A 16,223-nucleotide genomic window follows, 5' to 3' on the forward strand; every position below is an offset into this window, starting at 1 on the left:
TTCGCGAGCGTTACTCGAGTGGAGAAGAGATCTCGAGCAGATCGACGGCTGGGCGGTTGTTGCAGAAGATCGTGGCCAGCCGGCCGTAGGTGACCGTGCCGACTTCGCAGTTGAAGTGCCGGGCCAGAGTCGGACCGCACTCGACGCGAAGAATGGCACCCAGGTCGATGTGCCGGAGTACGTTGTGCGTGATCAGAACGCGGCCGAGCGGCGTCTCTTCGGCGATGATCTCGTTCTTGACCTGCTCGGTCACGTACTGGAAGTTGAAGCGGACGATGCCGAACTGCACGACCTTGTCGGTGCCTTCCTTAAGCAGCAGAATCTTGCGGCTGTAGTTCGACTCGTCGGGATTGCGATCAAGCACCTGGACTTCGACCTGACAGTGATGGTAGTTCTCCATCGTCACGGTCATGTGATGCTCGTGCACGAGCATGCTCTTGTAAGGCTCCGGAGTTGTCGAACCGGGGACGTGTTCCGCGGCCTGGAGCAGGGGCGGCTGATCCGGAAACAGGTCGAGCAGAGACTGCAGTTCAATCAGTGCGTTCACGGGCAACCACTACGTTTCGAGGTTCGTCGGGCGGACACGTTTTCCCGCTGCTAACCTAACGGAACGGCAGACCGATGTCATCGAGAAATCGAGTCGAACAGTTCGTCGCGGGAGACTCTCCGCAGTGAATCCATCTGAGACGATTATGCGGAGAAGGGCGGGAATCGATTCGAGGAAGGAGCCGCAGGAAGTCCACGGCGATGAATCAGGTATAGCGGATCTTCCGATACTGCGGTTCAAAGTATTCCGGCAGGAGGCTGTCGACCTGCAGGAGTCCCTTCCGCGTGAGGCGAACCGTCTGCCCATCCACTTCGAGATAGCCGGCTCGTTCCTGATTCTCCAGTGCTTCGGAAAATTCTTCGAGTACGTTGACGCCGTACTTTTCGTCCATTGGGCCGGTGTCGATCACACCTTCCTTGAGACGAAGCACAAATTCGCGGATCAGCTTCTGGCGATCGCTCGGCACGTAGGCACGATTGATCGGCAGTTCGCCCGATTCGACGATTTCGATATACGGTTCGAGCTGATCGTTGTTCTGATAGTGAATGCCCTGGAGGTGACCGAACGAAGAGACGCCCAGAGGCAGAATGTCATGTCCGCGGAACAGGTGATCGCGATAGAGGAAGCGATCGGTTTCGGGATTCTTGATGAACTCCTGCCCGGAGGCCACGCCATAGCCGGCTTCGAGAAGGCGGTCCATGGCTTCGCTGACCCAGCGGCGTTTTGTTGGCCAGTCGGCAATGGGTGAGGCCGCGCCGGTCTCTTTCATCTCCTGTGAGATGATGGTGTTGTAAGGGAGCTCCATCTGATAGATGGTAATGTTGTCCGGTGCGAGTTCGAGCGCCTTGTCGATGTTGCGGTGCCAGTTCTCGTCGGTCTCGCCGATCATTCCGGCAATCAGATCGATGTTGACCTGCGGGAAGCCGACGTCCTGAATCCAGCCGTAAGCCCGTTCGACTTCCGGTGAGAGATGGGCGCGGCCGTTGATCTCGAGAATCTTGTCGTTAAAGCTCTCCACGCCGAGGGAGACTCGGGTGATCCCGATTTCTTTGAGTGTGCGGACCTTTTCCAAATTCAATGTGCCCGGCTCACATTCGAAAGTGACTTCCTCCGCGGTCTCCCAGGAAACCGACTGGCTGAGACGATCGCGCAACTGCAGCAGTTGCTTGGAGCTGAGATAGGAAGGCGTGCCTCCGCCGAAGTAGGCGAAATCCACCCGTCGGCCTTTCACGCCCGGCAGTTCGGAGAGCATGCGGAGCTCGTCGTCGATGGCCTGAACGTAACGCTGGATGGTCTTCGCGTTCTGCTGAATATAAACGCGGAAGTAGCAGAACTTGCAGCGCTTACGACAGAACGGGATGTGGGTGTAGATCCCGAACGGCACAGACGTGTCGGCAGGACTTTCCAACGCTTCCCGGGCCTGAGCGATATCTGGTTTGTTCCAGACCGAATAGGCGGGATAATTGCTGATGAAGTAACTGCCGACCTCAGTCTTCGTCGACTCAGTAAGCGGGAGATCGGTAGACATAACAAAACTTTCCAGTCGATTTCACGAGCCGGCGGATGCGTCGGCTTCTTCAACACGTTTCGACTTCTGCGAGTGATTGTGCGTCAGTTACTGTCCGAAGGCAAACAGTTTTCCATTCGTTTCCGCCGAGCCGATAACCAGAATCTGGCTTCCGACCGCGGGGGATCCCGGGACTTTGCGTCCGAGGCGGTATTTCCAGCGTTCCTTGCCGCTCTTCAGATCGAGTTCGTAGAGCTGCCCGTCATCGCTGCCAACGAATACCCGTTCGCCGACGATAACTGGCGAGCTGTCGACTTTTCCTCGGGTCGGGAACGACCAGACTTCTTCACCGTTGCGGCGATTGATGGCATGGACCATCTTGTCCCGTCCTCCGACGACGACGAGTTCCCCGGTGAGGGCCGCCGAGGAGTGGTAGGGGAAATCGCCCACCGATCCGCGGAACGCCCATTGCGTGGTGAGTTGCTTCCAGTTGACGGCAATCACTTCACTGGCGTAGGTGCCGACGTAGAGTTCATCCCCCATGATGGCCGGTGAGGCAATCAGATAGGTATTGAGCGGCATGTGTTTGATCTGCTCGCCGGTCTGAACGTCAATCACCCGCAGCTGTTCATCGCAACCGGTCACAAACGTGAACCCGTTGACGATGGCCGGCGTGCAGTTCACATAGCCTTCCGTCTCGAACTTCCACAATTGTTCGCCGTTTTCGGCTTTGAGGCAATACAGCGAGTTGTCGTAAGAGCCGAAGATGACCCGGTCGTCGATCAGAGATGCCGAGCTGACGATCTCGCCGAACGTCTCGAATGTCCACTTCTGTTGACCGGTCTTCCGGTCGATGCAATGGAAGATCCCTTCTTCGTCGCCAATGAAAACGGCGGCGTCGGTCACGAGGGGAGCCGCTTTGAATCCGGGCGCGAATGTCTTCGGATCGGGATCGGTAATCGAACGATACTTCCAGACTTCCTTGCCGGTCTTCGCTTCCAGGCAGACGACGTAGCCATCGAGAATGCCACAGTAAACGTGGCCGTCGTAAATGGCCGGCGTGCCCGGGATTCCGTCGTTCGTCTCGTAACTCCACAGCAGTTTCAGTTCAGCCGGGAGCGTGGAATCGGCGACGCCGTGCAGCATGTTCCCGTTGCGGAACGACGGCCAGTTGTCGTCGGTTGCCGGTTCTTCCGCTCGGACAACAGCAGGAGCGATGACCAGCAGGCAGAAAGCCAGTATCAGTCGTGTCGCTCCGAGTCGTTGCAGATTCGTGCGGAACCTCAGTTCGTCCATGCGCATTCGTACAACTCCTGCAGACGATCGGGGTCAACCGGTCTTGGATTAAATGTGCCCGTCCATTGGCGAGCCGCTTCCTGAGCCATCACGGGAAACCGTTCCCGGCTCACACCCGCCTGATCCAGAGTGCCGGGCAGTCCGGTCAGTTGAATCAACTCGGCAATGTGATCGGCAAGTCGATCGGCCGCCTGCGGGTCATCGGCCCGGCAGAGTCCCGCGGCCTCCGCCAGTTCGCCATACAGCGGGCCAACCGACTCGCTGTTGAAGCGGACCACGTGCGGCAGCATCACGCCGACGGCGATCCCGTGGACCGTGTCGAAGTGAGCGGTCAGAGGATTAGCCAGAGCGTGAGCTGCTCCAAGCATCGACTGTTCGATCGCTGCCCCCGCCCAGTGGGCTCCCAGCAACATCCGCTCTCGGGCAATCGGAGAATCACCCTCACCAAAGGATTCGGGGAACGCCTGTGTGAGCAGCTTCCACGCCTGCAGCGAGAACATGGCCGAGACGGAGTTTCGTTTCCGCGTGACGTAAGTCTCGACCGCGTGACTCAGTGCATCGACCGCGGTGACAGCCGCCACGCTTTTGGGCATGGTGCTTGTCAGTTCCGGGTCGAGAATCGCGACCCTTGCCGCGGCTTTCTTGTCGCCGCAGGCCATCTTCATGTGTGTTTCGGCGTTGGCGATCAGCGCAAACGATTGGGCTTCACTGCCCGTCCCGGAAGTCGTCGGCACGGCGATGAACGGGAGCATCGGCTTCGAAGCTTTCCCCACTCCCCAGTAGTCTTCCATCCGGCCGCCGTTGGAGTAGAGGAAGTTCACCCCCTTGGCACAGTCCATACTGCTGCCGCCACCCAGACCGACAATAAAATCGATCTTGCTGCTGCCGATTGCGTCGAGTCCGCGCTGGACGTCTTCGGTTGTCGGATTCGGGTGAACATCGTCGAAGCGAATGACATTCAGTCCCGCTTCGCTCAGCGAGGCGATCGCTCTCTGATCGTGGCCGGCGGCTGTCAGCCCCTTGTCGGTGATCAGCAGAACGTTGGAACCATCGTGTTCGCGGACCAGTGAGCCCAGTCGATTCAATGTCCCTGCGCCGAACACGACACGCGTCGGCAGCGAGAAATCGAATGCAGCGGGGGCATCGATTGATGACGTCGATTGAAGGGAAAGAGTCACAATGATTTGGTGGGCGTCTGAGGGAGGAAGTCGAATCGGAACGCACTTTTATTTTACGCGTAAATCAATCGGGAGCAATGCTTAAACGGTCATTCGCCCGGAGAGAGGGCCTGAACGTTCGCTGCAGCGGGACGAAGGGATACTGCGCTCGATGCCGTCTGATTTCCCACTTTGACCGTAAGTTCGAAAGCGTCGTTGGCCGACGAGTCGGTCGGAATCTCCAGCGTTGCGGCCGCGGAATCGAGCATGCCGGGGCCGGTCCAGGTCCATTCGACCCGTGTCGGATCGAGTTCTTCGAGGAAGTGACCGTGCTCGTTGTACTGCATCACGCGGAAGTTCTGCTGCCAGCCAGGTTCGAGCGTCGCGAAAGCCGGAACGAGCTGAATGGCTCCGGGCGTGACCGACTGGGCATCGTTGGCGACTTCCGAGAGTGGAATCAGCGGATGCGAAATCGCATCGCCGTTGTCGATCGGACCCATGGCAATCAGATGCTGGGAAGTCCGGACATAGAGTCGCTTCTTCGAAATCGCGGGGATGCCGACCAGCGGTTCGTTCCGCTCCGCGGTGTAGATGATCTGACAGGCCGAATGTGCACAATCGAATGTCTGCCAGTAACCGTGGGTGCTCGTGGCCAGTAACTGGTTGGCGACCCAGACCAGATGATAGCGGGGCAGTTTGCTGCGTTCTTCTTCCAGTTCCCCGTTGTCGTCCGAAGTCTCAAGTCGTTGCGGCGAGTACTCGCGATGCAGGCCTTCACCGAGTTCGAGATCGTGCAGCTGTTTTCCAGAGACACTGGAGTAGACTTGCAGGCGGTTCGCTGAAGACGCGGTATAGAGGATGCCGTCGTGAAGCAGGCTCGTCATGTGATGAGCCTGCTTCGGAGTCCAGCTGGCGACTTTCTTCGGATCGGTGCCACCCACCCCGTTCGGCAGCGTCCAAAGATCGATTCTCCAATTGCGCTGGGCCTGATCCGAAGTATCGCCGTTCTTCTCGAACGAGAGCGCCATCAACTGGCCGTTCTGGAACAGAATCTCAGTGAGGACCCGGTCGGAAGCCCGAGCATTTTCTTCGTCGGTTGGCAATGTGAGTAGAGACCGTCCGGTCTGAATCTGCATCAACTCGAGGGTGCCGCGTTTGTCGGGAACTGTCAGGACAACCTGGTTGGCGAGCACGCTGGGGACGAGCGAGGTGAGTTCGAAATCTGCTTCGACCTGTTGTTCGTGTTGCCAGACCGGCAATCCGTTTCGGCGATCATAAGCGTTGATCAGCACCAGCCGTTCCGAAGCCTCGGTCTGCAGAAGTTGGGTAATGATGAGCAGGTGCTCGTAAACCAGTGGCGGCACCGTGCTGATCACGCGGGTATTTTGAAAGGTGGGAGGCAGACTCGGCCGTTGCCACATTTCGTAGCCGTAGTCGGCGTCGATGGCGATGATCTCGTGTCCCATTCCGAGGCAATACAGCTGCCGCCAGATCGGATCACCGGCGAACGTCGGCAGTGGTGCGGAGTCGTTGAGTTCAAGGGAAGGCAGATCGAAACGGAACCGGGCGACTGTATCGCGTCCCTGGATATGCCAGGCCGAGACCGACGTGAGGATCTGAACGGGAGACTGGCCCGGTCGTTCCCGCTGAGGATCGGCTCCTTCGTCCTGAGCCGGGAGTTCCTGACCTGACGATCCCCAATGGAGAACGTAGAGCTTGTCGTTGAAGACCAGCGGATCGGCGGCCGCCGACAACCCCTCGATTTGCCAGAGTTCCTGTTTCTGGGAGGAGGCCTGAGGATCGTCCGAATCCCAGTCCAGCGTCAGATCCCGTTCCCGACTGATGCGATTGAATTGTGGACCGTGATGATGCGGCCAGGACATCGGTTCCACGGCCTGGGCCGAAGTCAGGCCAGTCAGCAACGCGGAGAGTGTGAGAATGGCAGCCGGTGTCCAGCGGTTCGGAGCGGTCATGGTGCGGCTTTCGAAGCGAGTCCCAGTTTCGCGGTTCTTCAAAGGATGCTGTCTCGCAGGGCCAGAATGCAAGTAAGCCGCACACAAAATTGCGTGCGGCTTACTGTTGTCTTCGTCATGCACCTTTATGTGCTGCACAGAAAACTGTGCACCCTCAGGTGCTGCTCACTACGGTGCGGCCGAGCCATCGGTCGGTGCATCGCCGGCAGGAGCCGGAGCCGGAGCAGGTTCGGTGCCTGCGTTATCGCAGCCAACGTTGGTCAAGGTGAGGGTGAAACCGAACAGGACGGCCAGTCCCATTTTGAACAGCTGATTCATGTCTGATCCTCTCTGATGTAAGCTTTAGACCCACTGTCTTCGCCGGGGTTTTAGGGGAGGAACATTCCTCCTTTTCGGCGGTGCATCGTTCAGATCCAAACGGACCGTGACGTGCGAAGGTTCATTAGTACTTATGAATTTGTGCTTTTCAACTCATCTGGTTGAAGATCTTTGCAATTTCAGTGAACTTTTATGAATGCAGTCCGGAACATTACGCAGATTGCCGCCTTCGGAACCGTTTGTTGAACTCGATCCGTTCGCATCGCGCAAACTCGCGTCGGGCGGAAAACGAAAACAGCCGGCTCCCTGGAGAGCCGGCTGTTTGACTGTTCGCGATTCGTCGAACTACTGGACGACTGACCCGGAGTCGGGTGCGGCGAGTCGTTCAACAGGAGCCGTTTTCTGCGGTTCGCGCAGCAGGTCTTCTTCGATGCCAATCGACAGAGTTCCATCCTGGGCCTGCTTGCTCAGATCGTTTGGCTTTTCGGCGGTCTGCTTCGGGGCAATCGGCTTTGCGTCCATTTTTCGGTCGTCAATTTGAACGGGAGCCGGAAAGTTCTCGGCGGTTTTGGCGGGCTCGGACGATTCCGTCGCCGGGACTTTGGCCAGCGGGCTGGCTTCCGGGGCAACCGAGGGAGACGTCGGCTGGACATCGTGTCGTGGCCATGCAACGCCCGTGACTCGCTCCCGGTACAGGACCAGAGCACTCACAGCGTGGTACAGCGGGCCGCACTCAGCCGATTCATCACGGTACTGGATGAGCCGTTCGGCGATGTAGCGAATTCCGTTCTCGATCCAGGGATCATCCAACTGCTTTTGGTTGGCGGCGACAACAATCCATTCCATCATGTGGCCGGTCGAAGCGATCTGCTCGCTGAACGACTTGGGATAGCCGTAGCCGCGGAAATAGTTCGTCGGGAATGATCCGTCGGGCCGTTGCAGCGACTTGGCGGCGACCAGGTAGCGGTTGATTTTCTGGTCAGCCTGCAGCCAGACGCCGCGAATCTGTCCGCCACGGCGAACGTGATTGTTGCGGGCGGCGGCGAGGGCGTAGAGATTATGCGTTCCTCCACAGGCCGCTTTCGTCACCTGGGTTTCGATCTGGTTGGCGACCAGCTTTTCGATGCTCCAGGTTTCTCCACGCCGGGTCAGCCAGGTTTCTTCCGATTCCAGGTAGTGGGTGAGGAACCAGAGGGTCCACGTCAGTTCTTCGCGAGGATTCAGATCGGCTTTGGCGTTATTGACGATGTCCTGAACGGTGATCGGTCCGCCGTCGGTCTGGAATGTGTGATCGAGGGGCAGGTTGCACATCACCAGCAGAGCCAGCGACTGGTTCGGGTGGCCTTCGAAGTGGTAAGGCGATGTAAACTTGTGGGCGCGTCCGCCATGGACGGTCTTTTCAAACCACGGCAGTCCGCGGAACTGCGGGTTCGTGGCGGAGAGCCAGTCGACGGCCGGGACGAGTTTGCCGTCCAGGTCGAGCATAAAATCACGCCGGTAGGCGTTCAGGCCGTGATAGATCTGCCATGGCGAGTGCTCGTTGGCGACCAGATAACGGCGGCTCGAGATGTCGATGGCTTCCGTAACGGTCTCAATGAGATCTCGATTCGGGGCCTTCGGTGTCCTGGTAACGATCCGTGGCGAGGCAATGACTCCCTGTTCGGCGGGAGCATAGTTCGGCTCACGGAACTGGCCCATTGCGCTCGATGCGGAAACCGATACGGCGATCATAAAGATACAGACGAGATGCTTGTTGATCATCGTTCGAATGGTTTCTCTCAACTGCGGTATCAGAAACGGCGAGGCGAGCTATGGCTTGATCGTAGCGCGGCAGGTGGCAAGAGTACGTCAATCATCGACGGCCCGAGGGCATGCACATTGCCGAAAAACCGGCAGAAGCCGCACAGCTTCCGGATCGGCGACCGGCTTCCTGACTGGCTGATACAGCCGTCAAAGTTTCACCAGACCAACGCGCGGCAGTTTATAACGCAGGGGGGAACTCCGCCGATAGACGAGTCAGATCCCAAGCGGACTTTGCAAAAATTACCGGGAGATTCCCGCAGGAATCGCAGGGGAGCCTGGCCCGGAAGCCGCAGCCTTCAGCCGGTTCACGCCCGGACGGCAGCCAGTCGTTGCGTTTCGTGAAAGTCCTTCCGTGCGCTCAGCAGGGGTGCCCCGAAAGATTCTCTCGGGGCGGGCGCAACCATGGGCGAAGTGGACTCTGGCCAGATTCGCTCCAGAAAGCGTTCTCAGCCGAAGTGTCTGTGTGACCGGGGTCGCTCGGAATCCTGTGTGAAGAACAATGTGCCCGGAGATCGGCGCATGAAAAAAGCGGCGGTTCCGGGTAGACCGGGACCGCCGCTCAAATCTTATGAAAACCGCGACACGTTACTGAGTTGGTCGACCGCCTAAACGGTTACGAGCATATCCTCGGTCGGTGAGTCAGCGGGAAGCTGCTGTGTGGCAGGGTCTCGAATAAAACGAGGTTCCTGTCTGATGTAGACATCGCCCAGGTCCACCATTTCCCGGATGTGCTGAAGCACAACCCGAGGGTCGGTCGAACCGCAGGTAAAGACGTCGAGGGCCATCATGCCCTGATCTGCATAACAGTGAGCCGAACAGTGGCTTTCGTCAAGCAGAACCATCGCCGTAAAGCCTGGCGGTGAGTTGTGTCCGAAGTGATATCGGACTTGGGAAATCACAGTCGCCCCCGCTTTTGTGGCTCCGCGAGCCATCGCTTCGAGGATCAGCTGATCGTTCAAACAAACGTCTTCGGGGACGTTGTAACAGTCAATTAATAGATGGCGTCCTTTTTCCAACTCATAAACCCTCCCAGAGGTGAGAGAATCCTCGCCGTGTCGCCCGGTACTGGAACACCCAGTATGGAACGGTTCGTTCGCTATCGATCGAAATAGCGGTGAGGAAAAGACAAGGCGGGGAAAATACAAAAACTGCAGTCCACTACGCAAGCGGAACTTGCTGCAATTTTCGTCAAATTCTACGACTGGGATTGATGCCGAACAGGGGAAATCTCTCAGGATTTGTCAAATGAACGAAATCCAATATCTCTTCAGCTTATGTTGGGCGCCCTGCTGCCCAGCCAGTGGGCAATCTCCCTCATGAAAACCGGTTCCCCATCGCTTCTCAGTCGTCGGTTGCCGCCGGGTCCACGAAAGTGATCTCATCCTGGAGGATGTCGATCTTCACGTCCCTGGTACTTGACTCAATCAGCAGGATGTAGGTCCCCCGGGTCCCGCAGTTTGGATGCCTCGATTTGACCACGAAAGCGGCCGTTCTCCTCGCGAAGGGCCTTTCCCCCACCCGACTGATAGATCAGTCTCCGACCGTCTTCCCTGTAGCGAACGACTTTCAAATGCAGGTGCAGCCTGGCCTGATCAGGAACTCGTTCATCCAGAGTGAAGTCGATCTCTACTTTGAGCGGTTGCAGTAGCGGAACGGCTTCGAAGTCCACCTCTGTTGGATTCTGCCGACCTGCGAAGATCTTCGTCTTCACATCCTCGGCCAGCACCAGCGGCCGCCTTAACGTCCGTAACTGCGGGCGGGGAACTTTCTCCGCGTCCGGTTTCCGATCAGCGGCAAACGCTCCCGCCCCGGCAGTCAACGTGAGACAGAGGACTGCAACAGCTGCACGGAAAAGGGGGGAGCGCATTTCGATCTCCTCGTTTTCAGGTGCGGAGCGCCGAGCTGACTAACTAATCGAGCTCCGGAATCGGGTCGTCTTTGCCGACCGCTTCGCCTTCCCAGATCACGTTCCCCATTTCATCCACGGTCAGGATGCGATGGGCGCTTCCCGGGGCGGGCGGCACGGACTTCTCGGGCAGATACTTCTGGAACCCGGCGATCAGTTTGGCGTGCTTCTTCTCGTCGGCGACGTTGTGCCATTCGTTCGGATCGCTGGTCATGTCGTAGAGTTCCTGCGAGCCGTCGGCGTAGCGGATGTAACGCCATTTCTCGGTTCGCAGTCCGTGGTTGTCCGGGTTGTGCGTCGTGATGGCCGGCCACTCCCGCTTCGCCGAGCCGTCCTTCAGCTGCGGTTTGAGCGAGTGTCCTTCGAGACCGTCCTTCTCGGGCAGTTTGCACAGGTCGACCAGAGTCGGGTAGATGTCGAGCAGCTCAGCCGGGCTGTTGACCCGCTGACCGGCCGTCACACCCGGGCCGGCGAAGATGAGAGGCACTCGAGTGGAACGATCCCAGAGCGTGTTCTTGCCGGTGATCTCCTTCTCGCCGAGATGCCAGCCGTGATCGGACCAGAGGACCACGATCGTGTCGTCGGTATGTCCGCTCTTCTCCAGAGCGTCCAGCACGCGACCAACCTGGCTGTCGACGAAGCTCGTACTTGCCAGATACGACCGGACGAGATTCCGCCATTGATTGCTTTCGGTCAGGAACTTGAGTCGCGGCTCGGGCAGCTTCCAGTGGAGATACCAGGAGAAACGAGGCGTATCGGCTCGGTCGTTGGCCAGGAACGGCGGGAGAACCGAGTCGTCATCCGGATACAGGTCGAACCATTTCTGGGTCGCGTAGCAGGGAACGTGTGGCAGGAAGAATCCGACCGACAGGAAGAACGGCTCCTGCATTTCGCTTTCGAACTGCTCAACACCCCAGCTGGCGACCGCCCAGTCGCCCTTGTCTTCATCCTTATGCGGGAAGACACCCCAGTCGACCAGCGGATGTCCGCTTGGCGTGTTGACGAGCGGCTTCTTCGGACGAGCCCCGACACCGGCTGGCGGGCCGAGCTTCTGAAACTCGTTGTCCGTCTTCCGGCGTCCGTTGCCGCCATGATAGATCTTACCCGTCGAATAGTTGGTATAGCCCTGCTGATGCAGATACTGCGGCAGCGTGACGAGATCCTTGAGTTCCGGCACCTCACGAATCCAGGGAGCCAGACCGTAGACGCCGGTCGTATCGGGCCGCTTGCCGGTCATCAGACTGGTGCGGGACGGGTTGCAAAGCGGCGACTGACAGTGAGCGTTCAGAAAAACGGTTCCCCGTTCTGCCAGTTCGTCGATATGCGGCGTCTTGATGGCCGGATGCCCGTCGAGGCAGCCGATCCAGTCGTTCTGATCATCAATCGCGATCATCAGAATGTTTGGTTTCTCAGCAGCCGTGATTGTCTGAACCAGAAGAGCTGGCAGAGCACATGCCAGCAGCAGAACAGGCAAACGCCAGGGGATAAGTGGGGAACGGAAAACCGTGAACGGCATCTGAGCAGCCTTTATCTTGAACTTTGGTCATCCAGCCGGGCGACTGGTTCGTTTCATTTGCTTGTACTTTGCAGTCTGACACATCAAAGTTGAGGAATGCAAGTCTGCAGCCGATCGAGCGTTTCTCAACACAGACAAGGAAACTCATGCAACGCTCAGCCACGTTTACCTTTATCGTTCTGCCCATCCTGTTCATGATCCTGGTAATGGCCGGGCTCGCGATCTGGATGGCCGTCTCTGGCAGCAAACCGCCGGTTGTTATTGAGGTCGAAACGGATGAGGAACCGCCCACGCTTTACGTGGAAGGCGAGGGAACGCTGAGAGGAACCATCGTTCGAGCTGACGGGTCGCCGAACACGAGTGAGGTTCAGCTGAGCTACCGTGCGACCCGGAAGGAAGAGAACTCGTCGCACTCAAGTTCCGGCCACGTGGGGGAGGTCGTCGGGGAGTTCGATGCCAAAGTCTTCAGTGGGGAGACCTGGCTGATTGCGACGGGAGACGGCTTTGCTCCGTCCTGGATCGGCCCGATTGAAAACCATGCCGATGGCGTCGTCGAAGATCTCAAGATCGTTCTCTCGGAAGGCAGTCCACTTGACATTGCACTGAAGGATCCGGCCGGCAATCCCGTGACAGCGGGTAATGTGACGGGATTCCCGATTGTGGGCAGGAATGCGGGTGGCAGTCATTATCCAACGAAGGAAGTGGAACCGGGCGTGTATCGCATCGAGCACGCAGCGGCTGCCACCTACCGGATTTTTGCCGAAGCCCCCGGCTTTCAGCCGCTCGACGAGGAGGTCGCGGCTGCTTCCATGCGGGGACGTGTCGAGTTCACGCTGGTTCCCGGCGACCCGACGACTGGCACTGTCATCGATGTCGACGGCAAACCGGTCGCCGACGCCGCCATTCTGCTGAACCTCAAGAGTTATTCGGTCAGCGGCAGTCGGGGCTCACGCGGCTGGAGCGAGAAAGAGATCGGGCGGACTGACGACGAAGGACGCTTCGAGTTAAGGATCCTCGAACCGGGCGCGTTGTACTACGGAATCATCGAAGCTCCCGACAAACGCCGCACCGTCTTCAGTGAAATGCAGGCGGGGGAAACGGGGCTCGTTTATGAGATGCCACCGATGCGGTCACTGCTGGGAACGATCCGCGGCGATCACTCGGTCCTCGGCGAAAGGTATGATCGGGAACTGAAGAAGCGAATGCCCTATGTGAAGATTGATCAACGCTACTCAATGAAGGTCGACGGCGGGACCCACGGCGAGTTGCACTACGACTATGTGCCTGTCGAGATCACCGAAGAAACGGGACACTTCGAATGCCCGGGCATCTTCACCGATCGCGTCACAATCTACCTCGGTCCCTACCGCGTCCAACTCGACGAAAGCGATCTTGAAGGCACCGGCGATCTCCGGCTCGATTACAATCTTGATACCAATGAGCACGAAGTCACTCCGGTTGATACGGAATCGACCGAAGAAACAAAGGCCCCTGAATGACCCAGCGGTCGGCGACTTTCTATTTCGTTTACGTGCCGATCCTCTTTCTCATCACCGTGCTGTTGGGGCTGTTGATCTGGGTTGTTGTCGGCAATCGGCGGATGCCCGTTGTGCTCCACGAAGAACCGGCGGCAGTTCCCACGGAGGTTTTCTATCAGGAAGGAAAAGGGCGGCTGCAGGGGCGGATCGTGCGAAAGGATGGCTCGCCAAATACCGAGCCGGTCTTTCTGTCCTACGATGCCGAACGGAGGACCGGGGAAGGGCGCTCCGTCTCGATGGGCTCGATGGGACGCTGCACCGACGAGTTTGATGAGGAAATTCCGAGTGGAGAGACCTGGATTCTGGTCAGTGGTGACTCGATTGCACAGACATCGATTGGACCGCTGGAAAACCATGCCGGCGGGGTGATCAGCGATCTTACGATTGTCGTTGACGACGGCGAGCCACTCGATCTGGTTTTGAGAGGGCCGAACGGAAACCCGGTCATTGGAGCAAATGTCGAGATTCTGCTGAAGGTGGTCGAGAACGGAGCGTTCGGCACCCGTCAGACAGCGACGGAGCAGGGGAAGGGACGCTACCGGTTCCCTCACGTCTCGGATGCGACCTATTTCATCACGATCGAAGCACCCGGCTTCGCTCCGTTCAAGGCAGAACTGGAACAGGCGGGTGCGCAGGGCGAGCACGAACTCTCACTGCAGCCGACTCCTTCCACGACGGGACAGGTTCTTACGTTTGATGGGAAACCGATCGGCGGTGCGAGGTTTATTCTGAACTGCTCGACCGGCAACTGCGGCAAGGTGATTGGGCAGGCCGATGAGAATGGTCACTTCGATCTCAACCAGCTCGATCCCGCGGAAACCTACGAAGGCTATATCGAAGGACCGGACGGCGATCGAATGACATTCCTCGAGCTGAAGGCGGGACATACCGGTCTGGTGTATCAGATGCCGCGACGGCGGACGCTGCGTGGCCTCATCCACGGCGACCTGTCCCAACTCCGGCGATCCTTCTCATTGGAAGAGAGGAAACACTATCCCAGTGTCGTTGTGGTACAACGCTACAAAGTCCGACCGGAGGAACGGGGTGGCCATTACCTGAGCTTCCGGCCCGAGGTCAAAATCACGGACGATGTCGGCCATTTCGAACTGCCGGGCATCTTCGCCGACGATGTCGAAGTTCGCATCGGTCCGTATTCCGTGATACTTGATCCCGAGATCGCCACCGCAGACGGCGACATCCTCCTGGGCTACGACCTCGACTCCGGTCAGTCGAAAGTGACGATCGTCGATTGGGAGTCGAAACCGTGAATGACGAACAAGGACTTCCTGGCCCGGGGCGATACGCGCGGTTGCGGATGGCGGGCCTGATTGTGATGGGAGCGCTTCTGGCCACAGGGTTCGTGATTGTGTGGAAGCCTGGTTCTGCTTCCGACTCCGACGTACCGACTGGGGAAAATGGGCCGACGAGTTTCGACCAGGGGGAAGGGACGCTGAAGGGCGTTATTGTTCGAGAGGATGGAAGCCCGAATACGGCACCCCTCACGTTGTACTTCAGTTCGCGTCGCGTTGCCGGGCCTGTCCCCGGCGACAATCTCAGCCAGGCGGTCGGAACGCTGACCAGCGACTTCGAAATCCGGGCGGCAAGTGGAGAGGTTTATCTGCTGGCGATGGGCGACGAGGTCGCTCCCTCGTTTTACGGACCGTTCATCACGCACCCTGGCGACGAACATACGGACTTGAAGCTTGTTGTTTCCGAGGGCAATCACTTCGAGATCACGTTGGTTGATGAGGCGGGAAGTCCGGTTTCAGAGGCCAGCATCGTTGCGAAGCCCCAGTTCAAGCAGGCATGGTTCGGCATCTCGACCATTGACCGCGATCTACCGGAAGTGGCTCCCGGTAAATACCTGCTGAATCATGCTGGAGAGATTTCTTACGAATTCCACATCGCACGTCCGGGCTATCAGCCGTATGTCGACGAACCCAAACTCGACAGCAGATTGACTTCGACGCTGATCAAACTCGAGACGTCCAACAACGCGTCGGGATACGTTGTTGACGAGCAGGGGCGACCGGTGGCCGGGGCAAAGTTAATGCTGACGCAGGGAATAAGCTGCGCCATGGGAAAATGGGATAAGTCAGTCTTCGAAGGGAAGGTTGTCGGGATTACCGACGAACGGGGATGGTATTCTGCGGACACATTGGTCGATGACATCCTGTATGTCGGGATCGTGGAAGCCCCTGACAAACGTCGTGTTGTTTTCGACAATCTTTATGCGGGAAACAATCAGGGGAGGCATGTCTTGCCGCCTCTCCGCATCCTGCATTGCACACTGGTCGGAGATATCTCGGAACTCCAGGAAGTGGCTCGAGAACGCGGTCGGCGGACTGATCTCGAAGTTGTGATCACGCAGCAGATGCCCACCAGACGTGAGTACACGGTTGACGGTGAATGGGCCAAGACGTTTGTGAACTACAGAAGTCGAGATCGTATCCGCGTTGATGTTACTGGAGCAGCTGAAACATTCGCCTGCCCGGGGATTTTTGCAGATCAGATCATGCTTCAGATCGGGCCCGATCAGGTTACGGTCGACGGAAGCGTGCTTTCCAAGTCGGACGATATTTATCTCACATACAATTTGACGACTGCGCGGGTTGAGTCGCTGAGTTCCTCAATGCCTGATGTTTCGGAGTGAGTCACCGTC

The 16,223-nt window shown here is 58.1% G+C and carries 13 protein-coding genes; 3 read left to right on the plus strand and 10 right to left on the minus strand.

What is annotated here, in order from left to right; genetic code table 11:
- Nucleotides 1-10 precede the first annotated feature (10 nt).
- The 10 genes from L1A08_RS05935 to L1A08_RS05980 form a co-directional block, all read right to left on the minus strand.
- The gene (locus L1A08_RS05935) at nucleotides 11-547 is read right to left on the minus strand and encodes a hypothetical protein (protein WP_238755294.1); all 537 of its coding nucleotides are present in this window, start codon (nucleotides 545-547) and stop codon (nucleotides 11-13) included.
- A gap of 205 nt (nucleotides 548-752) precedes the next feature.
- On the minus strand, nucleotides 753-2,075 hold the full coding sequence (locus L1A08_RS05940; RefSeq protein WP_238755296.1) for a coproporphyrinogen-III oxidase family protein: 1,323 nt from the start codon (nucleotides 2,073-2,075) through the stop codon (nucleotides 753-755).
- Between the two features lie 87 nt (nucleotides 2,076-2,162).
- Entirely contained in the window at nucleotides 2,163-3,356 is a 1,194-nt protein-coding gene (locus L1A08_RS05945; RefSeq protein ID WP_238755298.1) for an outer membrane protein assembly factor BamB family protein, read from the minus strand.
- Nucleotides 3,338-4,528, minus strand: a complete 1,191-nt coding sequence (locus tag L1A08_RS05950) for an iron-containing alcohol dehydrogenase (protein ID WP_238755300.1) — start codon at nucleotides 4,526-4,528, stop codon at nucleotides 3,338-3,340. Before L1A08_RS05950 ends, L1A08_RS05945 begins: the two co-directional genes overlap by 19 nt.
- 89 nt (nucleotides 4,529-4,617) lie before the next feature.
- The gene (locus L1A08_RS05955; RefSeq protein WP_238755302.1) at nucleotides 4,618-6,480 is read right to left on the minus strand and encodes an outer membrane protein assembly factor BamB family protein; all 1,863 of its coding nucleotides are present in this window, start codon (nucleotides 6,478-6,480) and stop codon (nucleotides 4,618-4,620) included.
- A gap of 168 nt (nucleotides 6,481-6,648) precedes the next feature.
- Entirely contained in the window at nucleotides 6,649-6,798 is a 150-nt protein-coding gene (locus L1A08_RS05960) for a hypothetical protein (RefSeq protein ID WP_238755305.1), read from the minus strand.
- Nucleotides 6,799-7,143: 345 nt separating this feature from the next.
- Nucleotides 7,144-8,559, minus strand: coding sequence for a hypothetical protein (locus tag L1A08_RS05965; RefSeq protein WP_238755307.1), 1,416 nt, complete (start codon nucleotides 8,557-8,559; stop codon nucleotides 7,144-7,146).
- 647 nt (nucleotides 8,560-9,206) lie between these two features.
- Entirely contained in the window at nucleotides 9,207-9,767 is a 561-nt protein-coding gene (locus L1A08_RS05970; RefSeq protein ID WP_315860558.1) for an S-adenosylmethionine decarboxylase family protein, read from the minus strand.
- Between the two features lie 254 nt (nucleotides 9,768-10,021).
- The gene (locus L1A08_RS05975; RefSeq protein WP_238755311.1) at nucleotides 10,022-10,468 is read right to left on the minus strand and encodes a hypothetical protein; all 447 of its coding nucleotides are present in this window, start codon (nucleotides 10,466-10,468) and stop codon (nucleotides 10,022-10,024) included.
- 43 nt (nucleotides 10,469-10,511) lie between these two features.
- The gene (locus L1A08_RS05980; protein ID WP_238755313.1) at nucleotides 10,512-12,023 is read right to left on the minus strand and encodes a sulfatase; all 1,512 of its coding nucleotides are present in this window, start codon (nucleotides 12,021-12,023) and stop codon (nucleotides 10,512-10,514) included.
- 146 nt (nucleotides 12,024-12,169) lie between these two features.
- Here L1A08_RS05980 and L1A08_RS05985 point away from each other — a divergent pair, with 146 nt between their 5' ends.
- From L1A08_RS05985 to L1A08_RS05995, 3 genes are read left to right on the plus strand one after another with little or no spacing between them, the layout of a single operon-like run.
- Nucleotides 12,170-13,522: a DUF4198 domain-containing protein gene (locus tag L1A08_RS05985; protein WP_238755315.1), complete on the plus strand. Its 1,353-nt coding sequence runs from the start codon at nucleotides 12,170-12,172 to the stop codon at nucleotides 13,520-13,522.
- On the plus strand, nucleotides 13,519-14,829 hold the full coding sequence (locus L1A08_RS05990; protein ID WP_238755317.1) for a carboxypeptidase-like regulatory domain-containing protein: 1,311 nt from the start codon (nucleotides 13,519-13,521) through the stop codon (nucleotides 14,827-14,829). The genes L1A08_RS05985 and L1A08_RS05990 overlap by 4 nt, the downstream gene beginning before the upstream one ends.
- The gene (locus tag L1A08_RS05995; RefSeq protein WP_238755319.1) at nucleotides 14,826-16,214 is read left to right on the plus strand and encodes a hypothetical protein; all 1,389 of its coding nucleotides are present in this window, start codon (nucleotides 14,826-14,828) and stop codon (nucleotides 16,212-16,214) included. Before L1A08_RS05990 ends, L1A08_RS05995 begins: the two co-directional genes overlap by 4 nt.
- The last annotated feature ends 9 nt before the right edge of the window (nucleotides 16,215-16,223 follow it).

The organism is Rubinisphaera margarita (genome assembly GCF_022267515.1).
GTDB classification, from domain to species: domain Bacteria; phylum Planctomycetota; class Planctomycetia; order Planctomycetales; family Planctomycetaceae; genus Rubinisphaera; species Rubinisphaera margarita.

What these genes read in the sequence shown, in the direction of transcription:
- L1A08_RS05965 (WP_238755307.1), bottom strand. Translation starts at nt 8,559, where the DNA reads ATGATCAACAAGCATCTCGTCTGTATCTTTATGATCGCCGTATCGGTT.
- L1A08_RS05955 (WP_238755302.1), bottom strand. Translation starts at nt 6,480, where the DNA reads ATGACCGCTCCGAACCGCTGGACACCGGCTGCCATTCTCACACTCTCC.
- L1A08_RS05985 (WP_238755315.1), top strand. Translation starts at nt 12,170, where the DNA reads ATGCAACGCTCAGCCACGTTTACCTTTATCGTTCTGCCCATCCTGTTC.
- L1A08_RS05945 (WP_238755298.1), bottom strand. Translation starts at nt 3,356, where the DNA reads ATGCGCATGGACGAACTGAGGTTCCGCACGAATCTGCAACGACTCGGA.
- L1A08_RS05960 (WP_238755305.1), bottom strand. Translation starts at nt 6,798, where the DNA reads ATGAATCAGCTGTTCAAAATGGGACTGGCCGTCCTGTTCGGTTTCACC.
- L1A08_RS05980 (WP_238755313.1), bottom strand. Translation starts at nt 12,023, where the DNA reads ATGCCGTTCACGGTTTTCCGTTCCCCACTTATCCCCTGGCGTTTGCCT.
- L1A08_RS05975 (WP_238755311.1), bottom strand. Translation starts at nt 10,468, where the DNA reads ATGCGCTCCCCCCTTTTCCGTGCAGCTGTTGCAGTCCTCTGTCTCACG.
- L1A08_RS05940 (WP_238755296.1), bottom strand. Translation starts at nt 2,075, where the DNA reads ATGTCTACCGATCTCCCGCTTACTGAGTCGACGAAGACTGAGGTCGGC.
- L1A08_RS05990 (WP_238755317.1), top strand. Translation starts at nt 13,519, where the DNA reads ATGACCCAGCGGTCGGCGACTTTCTATTTCGTTTACGTGCCGATCCTC.